We start from the raw sequence: 21,833 nt of genomic DNA on the forward strand, positions 1-21,833 counted from the left end.
TTTGCTTACTTAATCTCAATATTATATCCGGCAGGAAATGCTTTAGCCTGGCCATTGTTTAACTGAATACGTACGGGTTTATCGGACGAATAAAAATAGCTCCCATTTTCGTATTTCAATTCTGCTGAAACGGCATCATCAACGGCTTCAATTTTATAGTTTCCGTGTTGTAATACGGTTCCTTTTCCTAAATACAAATACTCAAATTTGCCTTGTTTTTCTGAAACCACTCCAAAAGTGCCCTTAAACGTGATTTCTTTAGTAGGCTTATAGTCTTTATTAGTATCTATAGCACTACAAATAATTTGCGTACTGTTTTTCGATTCGATTTTCAATGCTGCTAAATCATCAAACTGCCCCACTTTAGATATCTTCTGAATTGATTTTTGTCCTGTTTCAAACGATTCAAACACCGAAACAAACGGGTGACTTTTAGCATTTATGCCATTCTGACGTACAATTAGCGTTGGTGTAGTCTGTGGACTTTTATTAATTTGTCCTGGTGTAATATCCGCTCGTAAGGTTGTTGGTGGTGCAGCTACCACATACAACTCGCGATTTTCTTGTCCTTGCATCCACATATTTACATGCAATTCTGGAGACACGGTATTAATATCCCAAGTGGCGTTAAAATCGTCTGTATACTTTACCTTTCTTTGATTTTTGAAAAAGCTATAATTTTTATCGTATTCGGTACCTAAATCGTTAACAGGTTTCACTTCTAAAGGCACATCTTTGGTGTTTTTTAATGTTACCTGATGTCCTAAATTATGATGGATAAAATCGTTATCATCTTGGTCTGATCTAAACACGTCGACATAATATCCGCTCGTTTCCGAAGTACGAATCATGGCCACAACACGACGTTTTTCGTCTGCAGACACATCGGCAAACGATACATTTTTAGAAGTAACTACGGTATTATAAAAACCATCATCTGCTGTTTTAGGATCCATAGCATTTACAGTGATTTCACCCTTTTTATATCCTGGAAGTATGGTGTTAGATCCTGTAATCCCACGGTGATAACCGGCATCTTTAGACCAGTACGATTCGTAAGCCGAAGCATCTGGAGCTAAAGCCCAACCTTTACCGTAAAACTGCATAGCTAAACCGTTTTCTGCCAAATGCGACTGGTAGCGTCCGCCATATAATGTGAACATTAAGCCGTTTTCTTCATCATTGCCATTTCTTAAAATCATGTGTCTATGAAATTTAGAATATGCCGATCTGTGGTAAGGCAGTTCACTCCCCGATTCCGGTAAAGCCTGATTAAAAATAATATCTTGCCAATGCGATTTATTTCGGTCGTATTGACCATTTTCTATATTTTTCTTAATGACTGTAGCCATGGTTTTCGCCGTTTTAGCATCTCCATTCCACGTGGAATAGGTTAATAACGATTCGAAAGCCGACATATTAAAGGCACCACCACGCATATCGCCAAACACCACTAAATTACCACGCGCATCTAACCAACCTAAATTAGCTAATGCCGCTTTTTCTATAATGGGATTTCCTGCGAGTGTATTCACTCCAGATTTATACAATTGCAATCCCATTTCTAAGACCGTAGGAATCATTCCCGACGCATAGCCTGGAGATTCTGGCCACAATCCTGTTTCGGTATTGTAATTGGCCATAATTTCTGGTAAGCCGGCATAATGATCGCCCGATTTTTCGGTGTAAAACGGTATGTAATATTCGCGTCCTTTACCATCTTTATAAAATGAATTAGACTCTAACACCAACATACTGCCTAAAATATTTTTATAACGGTTTACATTCCAGTTGCCTTTTTTACCACCGCGAACCAATCCGATTTCTATAAAGCGTTTAAACACTTCGCTCGACACATCGACCGTTGTTTTATTTATTGCTTTTAAATGCTTATGTGGATGTGCATTGAGGTAATCGTAAAGAAAATCGTAAGTAATGGCCATTGGAATTTGACGGTCGTCGTGAATCACTTCGTAATCGTAATAGCCTAAAATTCCGCCTGGCTCGTAGCCTCCTGGTCCACCTGCAGATGCTTCGGGATCTAATGGCGGTTGCATATAATAGGTTCCTAAAATCCAAGTCCAAAAAATATCGGCCGAAAACTTTGCATACTTTTCATCTTGCGTCATATAATACAGGAAAGCCGATTTTTCTGCCAATTTCAAGATTTCCATATTGTTCTGACGAATCATATGTCCCGATTCTTTATACGGAATTTTCACAGGAGTTTTATCGGCTTTAGACCGACTAATACCTAGCATATCGCCAGTTTCATTATACGGAATTCTATCTTCTAGCGGAACATTTACATAATCGTTCCATTTACGCATACCCGGTAAACGTACCGTTGGAATGGGCGCATTTCCTTCGCCATAATCCCAATCTTGCCCTTTAATATAGCATTGTGTATAATGTTCGCCAGCTTTCCAATACATAGCTAATCGCGATATTATCCATTCTGGATCTGTAACATGCCGATTAACATACGGATCTATTTCCGCAACTACGGCCTCGTAAGAGGCTTTAGCCCAATCTTCATTTTCAATTTTCGAACGCAGTTCCGAACGATCTTGAGACGATGCAAAAAGACGGGGATGCGGGTCTGCCTTTTGGGCAAAACTTACTGCTGTTATTAAAAACAAATTCAGGAATAGCGCCGATATGTTATTAAATTTTTTGAACATTATTTTCTAATATTTTGCTATTAATGTAATGGTACCGTTTCGATATCTGGGTTATCCTTAGCTTCCAGATATTTTCTAAGAATTTTTTGATCTAACTCCGAACTATCGCCGTAATGTGCTCGTAAATCTGCTAATTGTTTTTTCAATTTCACTACGGTATCAGCGTAAGCCGGATCGTTTATAACATTGTTCATCTCTTGAGGATCTTTCTTGCGGTCGTACAATTCCCATTCGTCAACATCGTAATAAAAATGAATCAATTTGTACTCTTGCGTTACGATGGCATAATGTCTTTTTACCATATGAATACCTGGATATTCATAATAGTGGTAATACACCGCATCTCTGGTCCACTCGGCATCGTTACCTAATAATAAAGGAATTAAACTTTCACCTTGCATGTCGTCTGGAGCTTTTACTTGAGCCGCTTCTAAAATGGTTTGCGCAAAATCTAAATTCTGAACCATTTCTGTATTGGTTGTTCCCGGTGTAATCACGTTTGGCCATTTAATAAGTAATGGGGTTTTAAACGATTCGTCGTACACAAAACGCTTATCGAACCACCCGTGTTCTCCTAAATAAAATCCTTGATCGGAGGTGTATACTATAATGGTATTTTTATCTAATCCTGTTTCCTCTAAATAATCTAATAAACGGCCTACATTTTCATCAACCGAAGCAATGCAACCTAAATAATCTTGCATATAACGTTGGTAACGCCATTTCATTAAAGCAGTATCATCCATATTAGGATATTCAGTTTTAAACGCCTCCATCATAGGTCGGTAAACCGAATCCCAAACAGCACGTTGTTCTGGATTCATGCGCCCAACTTCACGATCGAAAGCTTCTAAATCCCACCCCGATTTATCTGGGATGCCTAGCGTTTTCATAATGTCTGGATATACCTTAGAATCGCCTGCCCAATTCATATGTTCCAACAAATTCATTTCTGCTGTTTTTGCGGCAGTTCCGCGACCTTCATAATCATCGAACAAGGTTTCTGGTTCTTTAAATGATTTTTTTGTAAATTCTTTAAAATGACGCGGTGCCGGTAACCACTCTCTGTGCGGTGCTTTTTGCATCGAGAACAACATGAACGGTTTATCTTCGTCACGTCTGTTTTGCAACCAATCTAAAGTCATGTCCATAATAATATCGGTTACATAACCTTCTACTGTAATTTTACCGTCGTTGGTATTAAAATCCGGATTATAATACTGTCCTTGCCCTGGAAGAATTTTAAATTCATCTATTCCCTTCGGATTATTTCCGAAATGTAATTTCCCAAACATGGCTGTTTGATAGCCTGCTTCTTGAAGCAATTGTGGGAAGGTGGTTTGCGATTCGTCAAACGGAAACACATTGTCCACTTTACCATGAATATGGGTATGTTTTCCAGTTAAAATGGTCGCTCTAGATGGCGCACAAATAGAATTGGTGACACTGGCGTTGGTAAACAACATCCCTTCGTCTGCAATGCGATCTATATTTGGTGTTTGTGTTAAACGGTCGCTATAGGCGCTAATGGCTTGATAAGCATGATCGTCGGACATCATAAAAATAATATTGGGACGTTCTGCTGGTAATTCCTTTTTCGCTGGTTTTTCAGCGACTTTCTTCTCCTCGTTTTTACAAGATGTTAATCCTAAAACTAGAAAAACGGATAGTAGGGTTGTTAATTTTAAGTGATTCATAATTATAATTTTATAATATGCATTGCAAATCCTTGGTTAGGCTTTATCGCTATATTTAATTTTGAAGTGCTAGTTATATCTAAAGTTTCAATTTTCACTTGGGTTCTGGTGTTCACTGTATCATCGTCGGTATAGACTTTCGCTTGATACGAAGATCCTTCTTCTAAAAAAGAAAAATCGATGGTCACATCATGCTGGGAAACACCATTAATTCCTCCTACAAACCAATCGCTACCAGAACGGCGGGCGATGACTCCAAGCTCCCCAATTTCGGCATATAACACCTTAGTTTCGTCCCAGGTAGTTGGTACCGCATTAAAAAATTCAAGTTCTGGTTCGTTACCAATGGTACGCGTATCGCCCCAAAGTCCGTCGTCCTTAATTGGTGCGGATGGCGCTTTATCATACCAGTATAAAAATTGTAGCGGACTAAAAATACAAACCGTTTTTGCCATTTGCGAGGCATGCGATCCCATTTTATCTACGCGACTGTTGTAATAACACACGGTATTATCTGCTGCTCCCGCTAAACTTCGGGTAAACATGGTAATTAAGGTATGAGCGTTTGGCACTGTTTCCTCATCGCCACGAATCCCTTCCTGAGTTAATAAGTTTGGATAGGTTCTAGAAAATCCCGTTGGTCTGTATTCGTCGTGAATATCTAAGACCATTTCGTACTCCGCGGCTTTCTTTACAGCTTTATGCATCCATGCCGTAGCATCTTGGTCTCCTACACGCACAAAACCATATTTTATTCCAGATACACCCCAATCTTTTAATACAGGTAAGACGGCATCTAATTTATTTTCTAAAGCACGACGGTTTACATATAGCATCACCTTCACCCATTTTTCTGTAGCATATTTTGTAATGGCCTCAATATCAAAAGGCCCTTTAGAACGTTTAGGATCTAAAGTAATGGTGGTGGCATCGGAGGCATTATCCATTTCGTTACCATACCAACCGGCATCAAAATGTACATATTGCATATTGTGACTCGCTACAAAATCGATAGCCGCCATACCGCCTTGCGTTGTTAACGTGGTTTCACGAAGTACTTTCCCAGGTGTAATCCAAGAATCGTCTGCTATTGCCGATGGCGGATTTAAATTCTGAATTAAATAATTCTGTTCTAACAACTGGCCATGACTGTTCCCCATCATTACCACACGCCAAGGCGATTGAAAAGGTAAGCTTTTATGCACTTTCGCACCATCTTTTTTACGTTCGGAAATAACAGCTCCTGTAATGGTATCTTGTTTTTGTTCTCCCATTTTACCATCAAGGGTCGACACTATGCTGTACGGAGACGTAGTGCCTTTATTAAAACTCATTCGCGCATAATCTACCAATCGAGCTTCTGCTAAGGCAATTTTAACCGAATCGCTGATCTCTATTACTAACGGGCGCTCGGCACCTACTTGCAAAGCTGAAATTGGAATCTTTTTATATTCGCCTTGAGCGGTTAATACGCCTTTTTCGCGTTTTGGAGTAGACCACAGCTCGTAATCTTTATCAAAATTATAATGGATATTTTCATTTAAACCAATTTCGCCAAGGTTGCCTTGTTCCGGAATTTCGTAGGCAAAAGCTACCCCTTCATTATAAGCTCTGGCAATAATATTGAATTTAGATTCGCCTTGCTTTAAATAGATTTTCGTTTGATTATAATGATCGGGAATCGTACTGCGTTCCTCGAATCTTGAAGTCCAAGTAGTATTCTCGGACGTGTTTTCAATAGTCTCGACAGTGATTTCTCCTGAAAAATCGAGTTCTTCGGACACTAATTCTAATACAGACGTTTGTATAACTTGCTGATTGTTATAAAAGATTGAAAAGGTTAAACTGCTGTTGGCTTCATCTTCTAAAAACACTATTTTTTTAGTCGCATCTGGCGAAGACAAAGTGATAGCCTCCTGCTTTTTACAGCTATAAAAAACGGCAACAAAGCCTATAAGTAATAGTATTTTCGGTTTTAAATAATTCATGCTATTAATTTCATTTCGTTTACATTATTCTGCTCTTACCCAAACATGACTTTCGTCTAACAAGTTTTTATATTCTAATTGGAAAGTTGCTTTCATATCTTGAAATACTTCAGGATTTTGAGCAGACACATCTTCCGACTCGTTGATATCTTTCGTGAGGTTAAACAATACAAAATCTGTTAACTTTGCATGTTTCACTAAAGCCTCGTTCCCATCGTATAAATTGTGAAGTTGTGGTAATTCCTCGTTATTTTCGTCTACTAAACGCGCCATGATTTTCCAATCGCCTTTACGCATGGCGGCACGACGTTGGTTAATCGCATCGTAAAACACCCAAATTAATGGTTTCGTGCGCTCGAAATTTCCCGTGTTTAAAAGTGAGGTAAACGACTCGCCATCTAAAGTTCTGTCTGGTAATTCTGCTCCAGCTAACTCGGCAAACGTTGGTAAAAAGTCTAAGGCAGACACCACTTTATCCGACGTTCCTGTAAAGGTTTCTTGTCCTATCCAATTAATAATACCGGGCACTCTAAAACCTGCTTCATTGGTCCAAAGTTTCATCCCTTTTAAAGGTCCTGGTCTTCCATAAGATTTTTTAGCGCGCTCGTATCTCATAAAGGTTTCCGGTCCGTTATCTGAGCTAAACACAATTAAGGTATTCGTGATATTATTTTTCTCGAAATAATCCAATAAGCGTCCTACAGCAAGATCGACATTTTCTACATTGGCAAAATACTCGGCCTCCTCTCTATTTTTGGCTTTAGGTAAATATTTTTGAACCAAATCTTCTGGAGATGCAATAGGCTCATGAGGCTCGTGGAAGGTAACTTCTAAGAAAAACGGATTATCGTCTGTTTTGATTTCTAACCAATTAATGGCTTCATCGACTACAATCTGACTACTAAATCCTTCAATTTCGCCAACTTTTTCGCCGTTACGAACAAAGTTACTTGGGTTTTTATGACTTGGCGCGGCATTATTATGCGTAGCAAACCAATGATCGAATCCAAAATCGTTTGGCTGTGGTTGCGCATCAGAATTAAATCGCGAACTACAATGCCATTTTCCTACCAAACAGGTACTGTACCCCACCGATTTTAAAATGGCTGGAATGGTTTGTTCATGTGCCTGTAAATGGACTAAGTCTCGATTATCCGGACTCTTTTTAAGTCCTGGAATAAAATCGTAAATCCCCGCTTTATTAGGACTTCTACCTGTAAGTAATCCTGCTCTCGACGGCGAACATACCGGTGCTGTAGAATAAAAATTAGTAAGTTTAATTCCCGTTTCAGCTAATTTATCTAAGTGTTTTGTTTCGATTACCGGGTGTCCGAAAGACGATAAATCGCCATACCCCAAATCGTCGCAAAGTAATACCACGATGTTGGGTTGTTTAACAACCTCTTCCTCATTTTGAGTCGTCTCGTGTTTAGCCTCTTCCTTGCCTTTACAAGAAATGACTAATAATATGGTAAATAAAAAAACAAGTTTATAAGCTTTAATTTTCATGAACGTTATTTTTTGAATTTTTAAAATAATTGCTAAAAAATAGCATCTGGTATTGAATCGAGTTTGCCCAATATGCATTGGTATGTCCTCCGGGTCTTTCAATATAATCGTGTGGAATATTACGCTGGACCAACTTTTTGTGAAGTCGAACATTGGCATCGTAGAAAAAATCGTCTACACCACAATCAAACAGAATCTTTAATTGTTTTCCATCTAACAAATGTGTCATATTAATAACAGAATGGTCTTCCCAAACGGTCTTGTTTTCAGCATAAGTTCCGAGGCGTTTGGCAATATCCCAGCGCAAAGGAAACGGTCTTAAATCTACTCCACCACTCATACTAGCCGTTGCTCCCCAAACATCTTGATGTTTAAATGCTAAATACAAAGCACCGTGACCTCCCATACTATAACCCGTTATGGCACGAAATTTAGCATCGGAACGCGTATGATACGTTTGGTCTATTTTTAAAACTAGTTCTTTAGCAATATACGTTTCGTATTTCATAGTATCGTCTATCGGGCTATCAAAATACCAGCTGGTTTTATCTCCATCGGGACATACAATAATCACATTATACTCGTCGGCATAGTCTTTTATTTGAGGTGATTTACCCAGCCAGGCTTTATGATTTCCTCCTGCGCCATGAAGCAAATACACGACAGGGTATGCTTGTTTGTTAGCGGTATACAAATCTGGAGTTATGACTACGTTTTTTATGGTTTTATTCATAACATGACTACGCACCAAAAGTGTATCTACTTTTGCTGCATATACAGAAATTGTCATGCAAAACATACTAAAAACCACAATTACGTTTTTCATTGTTTGTACCTGCTATTAATTATTCTTTTTAAGCATAACATCTTCTAATTCTTCTAAGGTTTTCCCTTTTGTTTCTGGCATTAAAAAGGCTACAAATAACAATTGTAAGACCATCATAAATGCGAAAAACAAAAATACAGCCCCAGGACCAATCATTTCATGACCAAATAAAAATGGAATTAACGACGGAATTAATGCGGCTAAAACCCAATGTACAGAACTTCCGAAAGATTGCCCCGAAGCTCTTAAATGGTTTGGAAAAATCTCCGAAATAAACACCCAAATTACAGCCCCTTGACCTACGGCATGTGCGGCAATAAAAATGAATAAGAACATTGGCACTGCCATTCCCGACCATCCAAAGTAAAATGCAGCCGAGACCAAACTTAAGGAAATAATATACCCTAAAGAACCAATATACATTAACGTTTTACGACCTAGTTTATCTATTAGAAACACGCCTAAAAGGGTAAACACGAGGTTGGTTGCACCAATACCCACACTACTTAATAGTGCAGTACTTTCGCCTAAGCCAGCTTCTTCAAAAATTCTAGGTGCATAATATAGAAAGGCATTAATTCCCGATAATTGATTAAAAAATGCAATTAAGAAAGCTAACATTAATGGATACCTGTATTTTTTAATAAAAATAGTTTCAGTCTTATCATTTTTATGCGAATGACTTTCAAATTCTGCAATTTGTTCATCCACATCTGCAGTAGGCTCTATAAGTTGTAAAACTTCTCTAGCCTCGGCTGTACGCCCTTTAGACAATAACCATCTTGGACTTTTTGGTAATTTTAAAGCAAATAATATATATAATACCGCTGGAATGGCTTCTACACCCAACATCCATCGCCAAGAATTTTCTCCTATGCCACTTAATAAATAATTAGATAAGAAGGCTATTAAAATACCAAAAACGATATTAAACTGATACATGGCGACGAGGCGGCCACGATCTTTTGCCGGAGCAATTTCTGAAATATAAGCTGGTGCTGCAATTGTAGAGGCTCCAACCCCTATTCCTCCTATAAATCGTGCAAATGCAAAGACGTAAGGATCGTTAGACAATGCCGAACCTATGGCAGAAACCGCAAATAAGATACCGATAACAATTAAGGTATTTTTTCGACCATATTTATTGGTAGGAATACCTCCAAACATAGCACCAATAACAGTACCCCATAGCGCCATACCCATAACAACCCAACCGTGAAAGGAATCTGAAGACTCCCATAGGGTTTGAAGTTTTTTATCGGCTCCAGATATTACGACCACATCAAATCCGAATAAGAACCCTGCCAGGGCAGCGGTAATAGACCATAATAGTATTTTCTTGTTCATACTGCTTTATTTTATTTGTATTAATTAGTTTAGTTTATTGTTCTATTGGAATTACCATATTCCATGTTTTTGTACCATTAGCAAAACCACCCGGCCCATCCATAGTTGCGAAAAACAGATGCGTAGGTTTCCCGTCTTCAACAAAAATAAACGGACGTTCTAATTGGCCTTGTTTTATAGTTTTACCATTATCCCATTTTACGGTTTTTGTATACGCTTTTGGGTGCTTATCTACGTTCCAATGTATGCCATCTGTAGAATGTGCTAAAAGACCATCTCCCGCTTCGCCTGTTATAGCCCCACGCTGATCTTTAGCTACCATATGAAATCCTGTTGCATCACTCCATAAATGAGGGTCTTCAATTTCACCAAATTGATCGATAGAAAATAAAGGCTTATCTCCCATTACGGTATAAGGCCCCTTATAAGAAGGCGCAGTAGCCACACCAATACTCATATCTGCATTGTTAATGCCATCTGCCTTATAATCGCGACCTTTAAAGAGTAATACCACAGATCCGTCTTCTTTAATTAGAGGAGACGGATTAGACGTTAAAAAACTATAAAAGGAATTTGGTTTCACGTCTAAAATTGGAGTCTCTAATCGTTTCCAAGGTCCATTCGGACTTGTAGACGTTGCCATACCAATACGTTTTCTCCAACGTCCCGCAATACACCACTTACTTTGTAAATTGAATTGATCGACGTTTGCCAAAGTCACTTCCTCGAACGGATGTGTAGACCCCATATAATACAATATATACAGATCTTTATATTTTACTATTTTAGGATTATGGCACGATCGGCCATCCCAATATTGTGTTCCTCTTGCTCCCAACGCAACATCTTGAAACTTATATGGCCCTTCTGGTGTTTTAGAAGTGGCATGAACAATTTCGGAAGCAATCATCCACCCAGGATGAAAGGGTAAAAATTTTGGCCAGCGTGAGGCATACATATGGTACATACCATCATCGCCTTTAATTACAGAACTTCCCCACACCCAATAATCTTCCATTTCTAAACCGCCATTTATAGGTGCTTCTCCTAGTTTGCCGTTTATAATATTTTGTGCAAATAGCTGCCCTGTATTGCTCAATACAAAGAAAAAAACTAGGACTATTTTTAATTGCTTTACCATTATTAGAAATAAAAACTATTCGATTTCGAGTTTCAGAATGTTATTGTTTCATTTAAAAAAAACTCACCCAATTTGATATTTATTTCGCCTTGGATGAATTTTGTTCCAATATTTAATACATCTTAAAAACAAATTTGTTTTCTAAGACTAAAAAACAATAACTATTGCAATCTAAATGATATCCAATAAAAACAGAATAAATTATAGTTCAAAGACTATAACTAGACAACCATTTCACCCATAAAACCTACGTTTTTACAGGACTTACAAAGGTTTACCCATTTTCTGATTATTTTTTTATTACATTTTATATAGGCACTTAAATACCTTAAGAAAACCGTAGAAGATATCTTATATTTATTAAACAATCTAACTTAGAACTTAAAAGTGATACCTTGAATTTCAAAAATTAAAATGCCTTTGCCTGAATTTATAAAAACAGATTAAAAGTCAGAGCAAAATTCGGTACATTCTTAAAAAAAATTATGGCGATACGGATGGGTACCAAAACTCACCTTAGGGGTTCATGAATAAGAAATATGTAACCCTATTCTTAAAATACGAAAGACTTAAAACCAACACTAGCTATTAAAAAATACCTATGTGTTTTCGAACAAAAAAAAAAAAAAAAGCAGTTATGATGTGTATCATAACTGCTTTCAAAACAAACAATATAAACTAACTCAAATTATGAGTACAAATTAGTTTTACCAACCTGGGTTTTGTAATAATGCAGGGTTTAATCTAATTTGATCTGATGGAATTGGATCTACATAATTTTTAATAGAAAAGTTTCTATTTCCTTTAATATCGAAGATTAAAGCTCCTGGTTTAACATTTGCTATACCTGGATATGTAGATACAGATTCCTCTGTATCTGTAGTTCCGTAAGAGAATCCAGACGGATTATAAATTAAAGCTCCTGGGTTTTTAGGGTTTTCGGCAGTTTCAAATTCTGTACCGTCAACATAGTTTAAAGTTAAGTCGTGATTTAATTCACCTTCAGCAATTCCCCAACGCTTTAAGTCTGTGAAACGTTGACCTTCTCCAAATAACTCAATACCACGCTCTCTACGAATTTCACCTAACATAGTTAAGTCTGAAAACGGTGCTATTAACGCATTAGTTAAAGGTGCTACATTAGAACGCTCTCTAATTTTGTTAATAGATAAATCTAAATCTCCATCAGAAATAGCACCACCACCTAATTCTACAGTTGCTTCTGCATAAGTTAACAATACTTCTGCATAACGTAAATGAGGGAAGTTAAATGATTCACTACGTGTTTCTCTTAATTTGTGTTCTGTTACAAATTTCACACCTTGGTAACCAACACCACGTCCACCAGATGGGTTTAATAGTTGTGGTACATATCTATAATCGTAACCAGTACCAGCATCTTCGAAATCTACACCATATTGTGCTCCACCACCATCAACATTGGCACCATATCCCCAATATTGTTTTATTGGTTCCCATACAAAACTTGTTAAACGGTAATCACGATTCTGAAATTCTGAAGTCATTTTATCATAACCTTCAAAAACTGAAGAATATTGTACAGGTAATCCATCTTCACATAAATACATATCCATTAACTTTCTAGAAGGTGTATATGGCTTTGCGTGAGAAATGTTCTGACCAATTTGTCTTAATGTAAAATCGTAAACTGTGTAAATAATAAACTCTCTGTTATCTGCTTTGGTTAATCCTGCTGGATTAGATCCATCTTCTAAAGTAAATAAATAGAATAAGTTTCTATCTCCTAACTCTGCTCTGTGATCCCATAACTCGTAAGCCCCACTATTAATAACATCTAAAGATTCTTGTTTAGCTTGGGTAAATAATTGCTCTACACTAGGGTATTCTGCTGGTTTAGCAGTCCCTGCTCCTACAGAATTTCCGTCCCCGTCTGTAGCTGTACCTACATACTTTTCGTAGGTAGCTGCATATAATGCAATACGTGCTTTAAAAGATTTAGCAGCTTCAGAAGACAACTTACCTTTTTCTGAATCACCTATACTATTTTCAGATGGTAATCCTGCAATTGCTACATCTAAATCTTTTAGTATTTGCCAAATCACTTCGTAACGGCTATTTCTAGGACCGTATAATACTTCCGAAGTAACATCTAAAGAGCTTGTAACTATAGGCACTCCTCCAAAACGTATTAATAATTTGTAGTGATTCCAGGCTCTAAAAAAGTGTGCAGTAGCCACATACGCTTCAATATCTGCCTGATCACCTTCATATTCTCTTGCTTTTTCAATTAACTGATTTGCTTCTCTTAATTGATTGTAGTTACTACTCCAGATTCCGTCTGCGGTTGGAATTGGTTTGTTACCACTCACATAAGTTGGCTGTTCACTAATGTTACCAGACAAATCTGAAGATTCGTCTCCCCCATTACCTCCTGCTACATAACCAAAAGAAGCTCTATAGAAAAAATTTGATGCTGCTTCGAAATGTTCAGGGGTTTTAAAATAAACTGCTTCCGTTACAGAGTCTTGAGGTTCTTGATCTAAGTAGTCTGAACACCCCGTCAACATGAACGCGGAAATCACAGCTGTTATCCCTATACGTTTTATATTAAAATTTATATTTTTCATATTCATTAAATTAAAAATTATCAATTAAAAAGTAAGTTCTAAACCAAGAATCATAGTCGACACGAAAGGTGTTTGACTACCTTGTCTTGTATCTATACCCGCTTCAGGATCTAAACCATCTTTTACATTAGAAATTACAAATAAATCGTTACCTGTTAAAGACACACGAATTCTATCTACACCTATTCTTTCTAAAGTTTGTTGTGGAAGTGAATATCCTACAGAAATAACTTTAGCACGCATATATGCTGCTTTAATAACATTCATATCGTTTAAATCGAAATTCCAAGATTTTCTAGCACCGTTATAATAACTTGCTGGTAAGTCTGCATTTTGGTTATCTACAGTCCAAGTATTTCCCAAGAATGATGCGTTTTGGTTAGTCCACCATTGCGCAAAAGGGTAAGCAAGAGAACCTGTTCTAACTATATTTACATCGGCAACTCCTTGAAAGAACGTGCTAAAATCGAATCCTTTGTATGCAAACCCTAAATTAATACCAAAACTTTTGTGTGGGTTCGTATCCCCTACATACACTAAATCGTCTTCGTTAATAATACCATCTCCACTTACATCAACACGTTTTACTGTACCAGGTACTAAACGGTCGGCACTTCTATAGTTAGGTAATAATGTTCCTGCCTTCATTCCATTTTGATTTGAAGGATCTATAAAACCTACTTCATTGTAGTAGTTTAAGACTTCTTCTTCTGTAGACATTATACCATCTGTTTTGTAGGCATAAATGGCATTTAGTGGTTTACCTTCTAACACACCATTAACACCTTTAGCAATATTTTGTGCGCCTTCCATTCTAGTAACTTCACTAGTATTATCCCAGAAGCTTAAACCTACATTATAGCTAAAGTCTCCTATTTGATCTCTCCAGTTAACCGATAATTCGTAACCCGTAGTTTCAAATGTACCACTATTTGTTTTAGGTGCTGTGGCTCCTAATACTTGTGGATAGGTAATATTAATTAACATGTCGTCATTTTTACGAATAAAATATTCTGCAGTTGCGTTTAAGCGGTTATTAAAAATCGCAAAATCCAGTGCGAAGTTTGTTGTTCCAACACGCTCCCAAGTACGATCTGTGGATGTAATACCATTAATATAAGCTGTATTATATAATTCTGGGCTAGTACCAAAAATTGTAGATCCATACCCAATACTAGAGTAGTAATCGTAAGCACCAATACCTACAACCGATCCTGTTTCACCATACGATGCACGAACCTTTAACAAATCAAAGAATCCGCCTTCCATAAATGACATTTCAGAAAATACGATACCGGCAGAGCCTCCGTAGAAATTCTTCCATCTGTAGTCCGGATCTAAACGAGATGATCCATCACGACGACCTAATACTTCTAATAAATAAATTCCTTTAAAGTTATAGTTTAATTTCCCAATGTAAGATATTAAACCTACTGCATTACTACCACCTGCGTTAGTTTGTGTGGTAACGTCTCCAGTATTAATATCGTCTAACTCATCTGAAGCCATATTAGAACGGAACAAATCGTAATTATTTGTTTGCGTTTGTTCTGCAGTATAACCAATCAATCCACCTATGGTATGATTACCAAATGTACGGTTATAGTTTAATTGGAATATATGACTTTGGAATATTTGTTTCTGAGACTCTTCGTTTACGCTAGAGTTTAATAATGTTGTAGGCGTAGAAGTTACATTTCCTTCCCAATCATACATAGTAACCGAAGTTTTTCTGGTTGTTTTATGATTGTTTTTAGAGCTAAAGTTACCTTGGTAGTAAAAAGATAAACCTTTTACATACTTATCGAAATCGAAATTAATTTTACCTCCTAAACGAAAGATTTCATCGTTATTTTTAGTACGACCACCTTCATCTAAATAAGCTAAACCATTGTTACCACCAAAGTTATCGTAATACTGTCCTGCTGGATTATATAATGGAAACCAACTTGCATCTTGAACACCAAAACCAACACCTTGCGTAGGGACATCTGTAGTTCTATTATCGTAAGACACAATAAAATCTGTAGAAATCATGTCTGATACATCATAAGTCACATTTGTACGGAAATTGTAACGTTTTTGCCCGTCATAAACAAAACTAATTGGTGAGCGTTCGTTAGCATATCCTACAGATGTTCTGTATGTTGCTTTTTCGCTACCTCCAGAGATCGAAAGATCATGACGCTCAGAAAAAGTTGTTCCGTACATTTCGTCGAACATAGTTGGTTGATCACTAAAATAATGATCTTTACCTAACCAGAAATAAGACTCTGGTGCCATTGGAAACGAACCGTCTATAATAGAAACTAACTCATCTCGTGTAAAAAAGCGATAGTTAGAAGCCGCTGTTTGTTGATTTCCATCGCTATCAATAAAATCAATACCATCATTATCTCCAGCAGTTAACCATAATTGAGACCACTCTTGCATATTTGATAAAGGGTATTCTCTAACAAAGTTTAACTGTGTTTCTCCTTTATAAGACACTTTTGGAGCAGTTCCTTTTTTACCTTTTTTAGTGGTTACTAAAATTACCCCACCGGCAGCTTTAGTACCAAAGATTGCTGCAGCACCATCCTTCAATACAGAATAGGTTTCAATATCATTCGGGTTAAGTGTTGCTAATTGCCATTCTGGAATTTCAAGTCCATCTAATAAAATTAACGGAGAAATGTTGTTAACAGAAATATCTCCACGAATTTTAAGATCCGTTCCTTCGTTACCAGGACGCGAAGATGTACGCGTAACAACTAAACCAGGAACCTCTCCTTGTAAAGCTAAGGCTGCACTCGATGTTCCTTTACCTTTTATCATATCGTCCCCTTTTACTTGAACAACAGATCCAGTAAGTGTTGCTTTTTTCTGAGTACCAAACCCAACAACAACAACTTCGTCTAATTCGCTCATATTCGTTTCAAGAGAAACGTTAACTGTAGATCTTCCTGCTACATTTATTTCCTGGGTTCCAAATCCTATAGAACTAAAAACTAGCACTGAAGAGCTAGATGGCACTTCTATTGAATAATTTCCGTCGAAATCTGTAACGGTTCCAACGCCTTGTGCACCTTTTAACAATATCGTTACACCAGCTGCTGGCATACCATCATCTTTTGAGATTACGGTACCTGTTACGGTTAAATTTTGCTCACTTACTTTTAGCGTTTCGTCTTTTGTATATGTCTCTGTGATGGCATATGTACTACTAAAGGACAAGCCAACTAATAAAGCCAGAACCAACTTCGGCTTTATTGAGCATTTCTTTATTTTGTTTGTTTGATACATAAAAATACTTTTTTGGTTTTACGGTTAAATTTCATAATTAAAGTGTAATAAAAAATGAACTCTAGTTAGTTCTCAGTTTTTTCTTTTAACATTTTTAAGGTTGACTCGATTTAAAAACGTTTTGAATTTTGGTAGTTTTTCATTGATCATTGTTAGAGTGTTTTAATTAATAATATTTTAGAATTACTAAAAGTGCCTAAACATTATTAATCAGTAATTCTGTTAACAATTTTATAAATATTACTTAATATATAGTCTAAATCATGATTCTATATCACTAAATTATCACCCATTTTCACTTGTAAACCCTTATAAACAAAGGAATAGCATAAAATACCGTTAATTTATAGTGTTAAATGATAGAAATTCCGAAATCGATATAATTTAGATACTAAATTTATGAAACCAAAATGTAATCAAGGGGTATTTTATTAAAAATTCAATTTCAACATACACTTTACTCCTTTCTCTTAGAAATAAACAATTGGGTAAATTTGACTTCAAGCGCTTATTTTAAGCATCCAGAACGGGCCTAATAAAGTTTCGGCAAAGCAACAATTGGTTAACCAATTATCTTGTTTAAAAATAGACTAATTGCAGTATAACCTCACTCCTATTTATAAATTCTAAGTGTTTACATCACCTTTAAAGAAGCAATACTTCTTAGCCTAAATATGCAGAATAGCTTGCTAATTAAAATTTTATTATAAAATAATTAGAGAAGCGTACCAATGAATTGTATAATAGTTCTCCAAAACGTTTCCCAATTGGATTAGAAAAAAATGATTATTCAAATTATAGATAAGAAGAATATGTGATGTGCTTTTATGGCACTTAATTCCGCCTCTACTAAGGGGCCAACCAGGTTTTATTTACGCCTAACAGATTAAAAAAAGAGCTGAAGTGAAATTCTTAAATAATCCCGAAACCTAAGCACTGAATGGGACGCAAGTAAATCATTTCAGCCCTAATGTGGCAGAAAACAAACCATTTTAATATAGACTATCCAAAAGATATAAAACACAAAAAACCCTTTTAAGAAAACTCTTAAAAGGGTTTACAAAGTGAAAAAAAACAAACTTGTTTCACTTAACAAACAAACTAAAAAACTAACTATTATTTCATATGACTTTTTTCCATTTTATTCAATCGCAAAAGCGCTTCCATAAAGTAATAATCTGAATAAATAATTGGAACGTCAATTTCTGAATCATGAGGTAAATGCCCTGTAGAATGTAACAAAAGGGCTTCATTTGTATCGCCACTAAAATAAGCATCAGAACCTAAAAGGGTTATCAGCTTTTTAGCTTCGTTAAAATATTTTTCTTTTAATACTGTATCTTTTAATTGTTCTGATAGCTCTAACATTCCGCAAGCAACAACTCCTGCAGCGGATGCATCTTTTGGTGCATTTGGAATTTTTGGATCGTCAAAATCCCAATACGGCATACCGTCTTCTGGTAAACGCTCGATGAAATGATCGGCTAATTTTTGTGCGGTAGTTAAAAAGGCTTCATCTCCAGTCTCTCTATACGACATAGAGAATCCGTAAATTCCCCAACCTTGACCTCTGGCCCACATAGAGTCGTCTGAATATCCTTGATGTGTACGGCCTTCAATAAAAGCTCCCGTTTCCTCATCAAAACAAGCCACGTGATAAATAGAATAATCTGGGCGTACCAAATATTTCATAGATACCTCTGCATGGCTTTTAGCAATATCGTACAAACGTTGATCGCCACCGTTTTTGGCTGCCCAAAACAATAACTCTAGGTTCATCATATTATCTATGATCGTGTTGTACTGAAATTTATGTTTCATTACTGGCCACGATAAAATAGTCCCAACCTTAGGGTTATAAAGGGTAGCTAAAGTATCTGCGGCAGATAGTAATATGGTTTTATAATCTTCGTTACCGGTTAATCTGTAACCGTTTCCATAACTACAATATACCATGAATCCGATATCATGATTTTCGGCTGGAGTATAGGCTATTGTTTTTAGCGGAGCTGTAAATTTTTCTGCTCCTGCTTTAATTTCTGGATCTTTAGAATATTCGTAAGCATACCAAAGCACACCAGGCCAAAAACCTGAACACCAATCTTTAACCCCCACTAAATTCCAATCTTTTTGTCCTTTAGATATATTTCTAGGAAAACTGTCTGCACTTTTTAGATTTTGTAAGGTGCTTTTAATTTTAGTCACACTTTTATCTAAAATCAAATCTTCATTTGATTTTTGTGCTACTATTGCAACCTCATCACTCTGTGCTTTTTTCTCTTGCTTATTATTACAAGACAGCAGGAGAGCCATACAAAAAACTGCTGTAGTAAGTTTTAAAATCTTCATATTTATTATGCTTTTATTGAATGCTAATTTGATAAAACTTATAATGAGTACATTCACCATAAGTTACTATGCAATAATAAAAACACCTGTCACATTAACGTATAAACTATGACTCAATTTTGATAAACTATAACCCTTTTACATACATAAAGTGCAGTATTTATGGGTGTTTACTACTTTTATAGTATAAAAACACCATAATTTACAGGATAAATGATTTCTCCCCTTCTACCTTCTAAAAATGAAATTCGCAGGAGTCTCACTATTAGAGTTTTCAACTTTTAAACCCAATAAAATTTAATTTTCCAACTCAAACGCTCTTCTCTTGGCTTCTTTTTCTGTTGGGAAATCTGAAGGCATTTCGGTTTGGGTAATCGCTCCTGTTGCTGCCCATTCAACACCCCGTTTAAATACTGTAATAAACCCAACCCCTTCGAAAGCTTCAACATCATGACCTAAAGTGGTATGAAACACTCTTCCTTTACCGTAATCTATAGTCATTATTACAGGTTCTTTTTGTTGTAACTCTTCTGCTTTCAAGGTTGAAACAGCGGTAGCTAAAATAGTGACATGATTTGCCGGACCTCTTAAAAAGGCATAGCACTCATCGGAGGTATGCATCCATTGTAAAGGCATCCCGTGCATAATCGGATGTTCAGGATTGTAAGTGGTCACAAGAAACGCTTCTCGTTTGCCATGTTTTCCGCCTGGCCCAAGAGCATAATCTTTTTTAGGTTTATTGTGCTCATCGACATATAAATAGGGACCATCTTTTTCTGTTCGGCCTCCCCAGCCCCCAATCCCAATCATATCGTTATAAGCCGGCCATTCTGGGAACGAATTATCTGCAGCATGAACACTCACAAAACCACCTCCATTTTTTACATAGGCTTCAAAGTTCTTCTGAGTTTCTTCTGGCCAAGGAGCAGCTTTATAACCGAAATTGGAAATAACCACATCATATTTTGAAAATTTAGGATTAAAATCGGGGTCAGCTTTAGGTTTTCCTTCTATTCCGTCGGCTAAATTAGCCAAGGGTAACCAATCTTTATATTTTTCACTTTTATTTAAAAACCGTGTCCTTAAAATATCGACCTTAAACAAGCCGGTTTCTTCTAAATACTGTTTCATCATAATTGTTGATTTTGGCCACACATCGTGATTGTTCTGACCATCGACAATTAAAACTTTTATTTTCTTTTTTACTTCTGCATTACTAAACGCACTTGTACTTAAACATACACTCAGTAATAAAAACACTATTCGTTTAAACATGTTTCAACCTATTTTTAATTCGTTCAGGGTTATGATTATTCAGATCATTTAGAAATTTCTAAATCCCTAGTATTGATTTTAAAAGTTGTTCGTCGGGTTTCGCACTAGCAAAATCATCAAAACTACGTTCTGCGGCTTCTATAATATGACTTTGAATAAACGGCGCTCCTTCTTTAGCCCCTTGATTTGAAGATTTTATACAACATTCCCACTCCATTACAGCCCAAACATCGCAGTCGTATTTTGTTAGTTTTGTAAAAATACTTTTAAAATCTACCTGACCATCTCCGAGAGATCTGAATCGACCAGCACGATCGCTCCAATCGGCATAACCGCCATAAACCCCTTGTTTTCCTGAGGCGTTAAATTCTGCATCCTTTACATGAAACGCTTTAATACGCTCGTGGTAATAGTCTATAAACTTTAAATAATCTAATTGTTGGAGTACAAAATGACTAGGATCGTATAAAATATTGGCGCGCTTATGATTTTTAGTAGCATCTAGAAATCGTTCAAAAGAGGTTCCGTCGTGTAAATCTTCTCCCGGATGCAACTCGTAACAAACATCGACGCCCTGCTCATCAAAATGATTTAAAATAGGTAACCACCGTTTTGCCAATTCTTCGAACCCCATGTCTACCAATCCTTGTGGTCGTTGTGGCCAAGGATATACGGTATGCCACAATAAGGCTCCAGAAAAAGTAGCATGCGATGCTAGTCCTAATTTCCCACTTGCAGTTCCCGCTTTTTTAAGCGTATCGATAGCCCACTCTGTTCTTGCTTTCGGGTTACCCTTAACTTTGTCTGGTGCAAAGCCATCAAACAAAGTGTCGTAAGCAGGGTTTACAGCTACCAATTGTCCTTGCAGATGGGTTGATAATTCGGTAATTTCTAATCCGTATGAATTCACCTTAGCTTTTAATTCATCGCAATACGTATCACTTGTCGCTGCAAGATCTAAATCTATTAAACCAGATTCCCATGTTGGAATTTGAATGCCTTTATACCCTAAATCTGACACCCATTTACATAAGCCGTCTAGGGTATTAAATGGCTTTTCGCTTCCTACAAATTGTGCTAAAAATATAGCTGGTCCTTTAATTGTTTTCATATCCGTTCCTAG

Annotated in this window: 12 protein-coding genes; all 12 read right to left on the minus strand. The window is 36.7% G+C overall.

The window, feature by feature from the left end:
• Window positions 1-5: 5 nt before the first annotated feature.
• Complete coding sequence (locus tag A9D35_RS05315) at window positions 6-2,684, minus strand: endo-acting ulvan lysase-like protein (RefSeq protein WP_083191625.1); 2,679 nt, start codon at window positions 2,682-2,684, stop codon at window positions 6-8.
• A gap of 20 nt (window positions 2,685-2,704) precedes the next feature.
• A complete protein-coding gene (locus A9D35_RS05320) occupies window positions 2,705-4,381 on the minus strand; it encodes a sulfatase family protein (protein ID WP_066219973.1) in 1,677 nt (558 codons plus the stop codon).
• A 2-nt stretch (window positions 4,382-4,383) separates the two neighbouring features.
• Complete coding sequence (locus A9D35_RS05325; RefSeq protein WP_066219975.1) at window positions 4,384-6,369, minus strand: glycoside hydrolase family 97 protein; 1,986 nt, start codon at window positions 6,367-6,369, stop codon at window positions 4,384-4,386.
• A gap of 24 nt (window positions 6,370-6,393) precedes the next feature.
• The gene (locus tag A9D35_RS05330; protein ID WP_066219978.1) at window positions 6,394-7,878 is read right to left on the minus strand and encodes a sulfatase-like hydrolase/transferase; all 1,485 of its coding nucleotides are present in this window, start codon (window positions 7,876-7,878) and stop codon (window positions 6,394-6,396) included.
• A complete protein-coding gene (locus A9D35_RS05335; RefSeq protein ID WP_066219981.1) occupies window positions 7,868-8,704 on the minus strand; it encodes an alpha/beta hydrolase in 837 nt (278 codons plus the stop codon). The genes A9D35_RS05330 and A9D35_RS05335 overlap by 11 nt, the downstream gene beginning before the upstream one ends.
• A 15-nt stretch (window positions 8,705-8,719) precedes the next feature.
• The gene (locus tag A9D35_RS05340; RefSeq protein WP_066219984.1) at window positions 8,720-10,051 is read right to left on the minus strand and encodes a sugar porter family MFS transporter; all 1,332 of its coding nucleotides are present in this window, start codon (window positions 10,049-10,051) and stop codon (window positions 8,720-8,722) included.
• 34 nt (window positions 10,052-10,085) lie between these two features.
• On the minus strand, window positions 10,086-11,192 hold the full coding sequence (locus A9D35_RS05345) for a glycoside hydrolase family protein (RefSeq protein ID WP_066219987.1): 1,107 nt from the start codon (window positions 11,190-11,192) through the stop codon (window positions 10,086-10,088).
• 707 nt (window positions 11,193-11,899) lie between these two features.
• Window positions 11,900-13,801, minus strand: a complete 1,902-nt coding sequence (locus A9D35_RS05350; protein WP_066219990.1) for a RagB/SusD family nutrient uptake outer membrane protein — start codon at window positions 13,799-13,801, stop codon at window positions 11,900-11,902.
• Between the two features lie 24 nt (window positions 13,802-13,825).
• Window positions 13,826-17,086 carry a SusC/RagA family TonB-linked outer membrane protein gene (locus A9D35_RS05355; RefSeq protein WP_066219993.1) on the minus strand — a complete coding sequence of 1,087 codons (3,261 nt, stop codon included), beginning with the start codon at window positions 17,084-17,086 and terminating at the stop codon, window positions 13,826-13,828.
• Window positions 17,087-18,202: 1,116 nt separating this feature from the next.
• Window positions 18,203-19,435: a glycoside hydrolase family 88 protein gene (locus A9D35_RS05360; RefSeq protein ID WP_066219996.1), complete on the minus strand. Its 1,233-nt coding sequence runs from the start codon at window positions 19,433-19,435 to the stop codon at window positions 18,203-18,205.
• A 297-nt stretch (window positions 19,436-19,732) separates the two neighbouring features.
• A complete protein-coding gene (locus A9D35_RS05365; RefSeq protein WP_066219999.1) occupies window positions 19,733-20,710 on the minus strand; it encodes a ThuA domain-containing protein in 978 nt (325 codons plus the stop codon).
• A gap of 58 nt (window positions 20,711-20,768) precedes the next feature.
• The gene (locus tag A9D35_RS05370) at window positions 20,769-21,821 is read right to left on the minus strand and encodes a sugar phosphate isomerase/epimerase family protein (protein WP_066225830.1); all 1,053 of its coding nucleotides are present in this window, start codon (window positions 21,819-21,821) and stop codon (window positions 20,769-20,771) included.
• Between the last annotated feature and the right edge of the window lie 12 nt (window positions 21,822-21,833).

Origin of the sequence: Formosa haliotis, from assembly GCF_001685485.1 — a bacterium.
Classification (GTDB): Bacteria; Bacteroidota; Bacteroidia; order Flavobacteriales; family Flavobacteriaceae; genus Formosa; species Formosa haliotis.